The sequence below is a fragment of the Collinsella aerofaciens genome (assembly GCF_001404695.1).
GTDB classification, from domain to species: Bacteria; Actinomycetota; Coriobacteriia; order Coriobacteriales; family Coriobacteriaceae; genus Collinsella; species Collinsella aerofaciens_E.
In genome coordinates, this window is sequence record NZ_CZAQ01000061.1 from 1 (window position 1) to 3,375 (window position 3,375).

The window sequence follows — 3,375 nt, forward strand, 5'->3', positions numbered from 1 at the left end:
TCCCAGAGAATCCCCTCGCGCTCCTCTTTCGTATACATCGGACTCCCTCCTGGACCCAGATTGGGTCCGAGATTTTGTCCGAGGTCCCAGTCGCCTCATCACGCTTAAGGCGTCCGTGTCTGTCCCTGGGGCTCTGGAGGGAGAGACTGTTCGCGCGTGGCTGCCCGTTGCCGCCGCCTGTCGCCAACAGTCTCATGTCGAGGTTCTCGATATGACGTCGGAGGGCACTGTTGCCTCTGAGAACGTTTCGGCTCGTACTGTCTCCTGGACATCTTCGACTGAACATTCATTTTCGGTGACCTATCGTTATCACATCGATGCCGCCTATTGCGATATCTATGGTGGCGCGCTCCCATCGCATCCCTGTATGGACGCGCCCCTGCCCGAGGACACCTCCGAGGACCGTCCGCACATTGCGTTTACGCCGTATCTGCGACAGGTGACGGAGCGTGTTATTGACGGGCTCGAGGATTCGCTCGATCGCGCTCGCGCCATCTATGATTATCTGACGCAACATATCGACTATCGCTATCAGCCACCATATCTGCTTTTGGGCTCCATCGCCGATGACTGTGCACACTCGCTCCGCGGCGATTGCGGCGTTATGGCGCTCACGTTTATCACCATGTGCCGTATCGCGGGCGTGCCTGCTCGTTGGCAGAGCGGCCTGTATGTTGCTCCCGATTCGGTGGGACCGCACGACTGGGCCGAGTTCTTCACACCCCAGACCGGTTGGCTTAACGCCGATGTTTCGTTTGGTTCCTCTGCGCGCAGAATGGGGGAGGAGTGGCGCCGTCGTCACTACTTCGGCAATCTCGACCCGTGGCGCCTGGTGGCCAACGATCGATTCCAGGCTGAGCTTGTGCCTGCTTTCGATGGTATGCGCGAGGATCCCTATGACAACCAGATGGGCGAAGCCTCGGTTAACGGACGCGGGTGCCGCCGGCGCGAGATGCTCCGCTCGGTCGAACTCATCGAAATGCTTGAAGTTCCATTTTCGGACTAATCAACAGAAAGCTGTGATAAACTAACTCACGCATTACGTGCCCGAGTGGCGGAATTGGCAGACGCAGTGGACTCAAAATCCACCGTTGGCAACAACGTGCGAGTTCGAGTCTCGCCTCGGGCACCATACATGCAAGTGAGCGTCCAAGGGGGTCAAGGCCCCCTTTTTCGTGCCGAACTCGCGTGAGCGCGCGGAGCGTTAAGCAAACAGGCCTGTGGCCTGTTTGTAGCGGAGCGTGGCGAGGGCGCCGTGCGCCCGAAGCCCGGGGCTTCGCGAAGCGAAGGCCCTTCGAGTCTCGCCTCGGGCACCATACATGCACCTGCGCTTCAAGGGGGTCAAGGCCCCCTTTTTCGTGTACGTAATGTGATAACGCGCGGTACGTGTTATTATTCGCAAGGCGTTGTTCCCGCAATGCCCTAAAGAGGAACCCGAGGGTTCCCACCTTTTGGCGCCAATGAGCAGCTGACTGGTCATACAACTTAGATTCCCTTCCTCATATTGAGGATGTCTATGTGTACGACCTGGTTGCAAAGAAGCGCCGGGTTATTTTTTTATGAATGGAGGTAGGGAAAATAGCTAAGTCTGATGACACCCGCATCAACGACGAGATCACTGCATCTTCGTGCCGTTTGATTGGCGTCGATGGCTCTCAGCTCGGCCTGTTCGCCATCCGCGATGCCCAGCGCGTCGCTGACGATCAGGGTCTCGACCTGGTCGAGATCGCTCCCAACGCGGAGCCGCCGGTCTGCAAGGTCATGGACTACGGTAAGTTCAAGTACCAGCAGGCCATGAAGGCCAAGGCCGCTCGTAAGAACCAGTCCAAGGTCGAGGTCAAGGAAATGAAGTTCCGACCCAAGATTGACGTTGGCGATTACGAGACCAAGAAGGGCCACGTTCTGCGTTTCCTCAAGAAGGGCGCACGCGTTAAGATCACCATCATGTTCCGCGGCCGTGAGATGGCTCACCCGGAGCAGGGTCTTAACGTTCTCGAGCGCCTCGCCGAGGATCTCAAGCCTTACGCTACGGTCGAGTCCAAGCCTAAGATGGAAGGCCGTAACATGCTTATGCTGCTCGCCCCGATTAAGGGCGCCTTTGATGAGGATAAAGCGGCAAGCGATACCAAGTAACTAGTGTTCTGTAACCGATTAAGGAGTATTTCATGCCTAAGATGAAGTCCCACAGCGGCACCAAGAAGCGTTTCCGCAAGACTGGTACCGGCAAGCTTATGCGCGCCAAGGCTTTCAAGAGCCACATCCTGAGCAAGAAGTCCACCAAGCGTAAGCGTGGCTTCCGTCAGGAGACCGAGATCGCCGCTGCCGACCGCAAGGTCATCAAGTCGCGTCTCGCCTAAGTTCGCGTTCCCGTTTTTCGTTTAACCGTCTAGGAGTTGATAGAACATGGCACGTATTAAGCGCGCTGTTGCCGCCAAGAAGAAGCGCCGTACCGTTATGCACCGTGCGAAGGGTTACTACGGTGCCGCTTCGCGTACTTACAAGCATGCTAAAGAGCAGGTCCAGCACTCCCTGCAGTATCAGTATCGTGATCGCCGCAACAAGAAGCGCGAGATTCGTTCTCTCTGGATCACCCGTATCAACGCTGCTGCTCGCCTGAACGACATCTCTTACTCTCAGTTCATGCACGGCCTGAAGGTTGCCGGCATCGAGCTCGACCGTAAGGTCCTGGCTCAGATGGCTTACGAGGACATCGAGTCCTTCAACGAGCTGGCTGCCATTGCCAAGAAGGCCCTCGAGGCCTAATAGATTCTGTTGAATCGCTAGGGGAGTGTCGCACTGTGCGCGGCACTCCCTCTTTTTTATCGAAAGCGCTGGTTTACATAGCTAAAAGCGCGGGTAGATAAACACTTACAGGTGACCGATCTTTATATATCTCTTAACCGAAGGGTCATCATCTGATACGTGTGGTCTTGCTGCACTCGACTTTCTACTTCCTATATAGAAAGCCATAGATTGTGTAGGACTTGTGAAGAGTGGAATTGACGTCCCACACAGCTTCGCAGTCTGGCAATATATCTCCTTGCCGCGCGGCCCGGTCGGACCGGATCAGCCGCCAGGCGTGCACCTTGAGAACCGGATACTGCGAGGATGGACACACCAGTTGTGTCGCATCCGGGCAGACATCGAACCATTTGAAATGGTCTAACTTGGATTTGTTTTTCGCAAGGCCGCCGAGAGGCGGCCCCGAGAAATTCCTTTTCCTATACAGAACCATATGAATCGAACGGAACCGATCAGCTAATAGTTGTGAGGACCGGACGGGCTCGAAGCCCAGATATTTTGGACGGAGAGTTCGATCCTGGCTCAGGATGAACGCTGGCGGCGCGCCTAACACATGCAAGTCGAACGGCACCC

General features: G+C 56.0%; 4 protein-coding genes, 1 tRNA gene and 1 rRNA gene. All 6 read left to right on the plus strand.

Annotated features, from left to right (window positions below; all coding sequences use genetic code 11):
* Positions 1-115 precede the first annotated feature (115 nt).
* On the plus strand, positions 116-1,006 hold the full coding sequence (locus tag AQ996_RS09390) for a transglutaminase-like domain-containing protein (RefSeq protein ID WP_253274639.1): 891 nt from the start codon (positions 116-118) through the stop codon (positions 1,004-1,006).
* A gap of 39 nt (positions 1,007-1,045) precedes the next feature.
* Positions 1,046-1,132, plus strand: a tRNA-Leu gene (locus AQ996_RS09395).
* A gap of 431 nt (positions 1,133-1,563) precedes the next feature.
* The gene (gene infC / locus AQ996_RS09405; RefSeq protein WP_006234423.1) at positions 1,564-2,133 is read left to right on the plus strand and encodes a translation initiation factor IF-3; all 570 of its coding nucleotides are present in this window, start codon (positions 1,564-1,566) and stop codon (positions 2,131-2,133) included.
* A gap of 32 nt (positions 2,134-2,165) precedes the next feature.
* On the plus strand, positions 2,166-2,357 hold the full coding sequence (gene rpmI, locus AQ996_RS09410) for a 50S ribosomal protein L35 (protein ID WP_006234422.1): 192 nt from the start codon (positions 2,166-2,168) through the stop codon (positions 2,355-2,357).
* A 46-nt stretch (positions 2,358-2,403) separates the two neighbouring features.
* On the plus strand, positions 2,404-2,763 hold the full coding sequence (rplT, locus tag AQ996_RS09415; protein ID WP_022094123.1) for a 50S ribosomal protein L20: 360 nt from the start codon (positions 2,404-2,406) through the stop codon (positions 2,761-2,763).
* Positions 2,764-3,301: 538 nt separating this feature from the next.
* Positions 3,302-3,375, plus strand: a 16S ribosomal RNA gene (locus AQ996_RS09420); the annotation flags it as partial.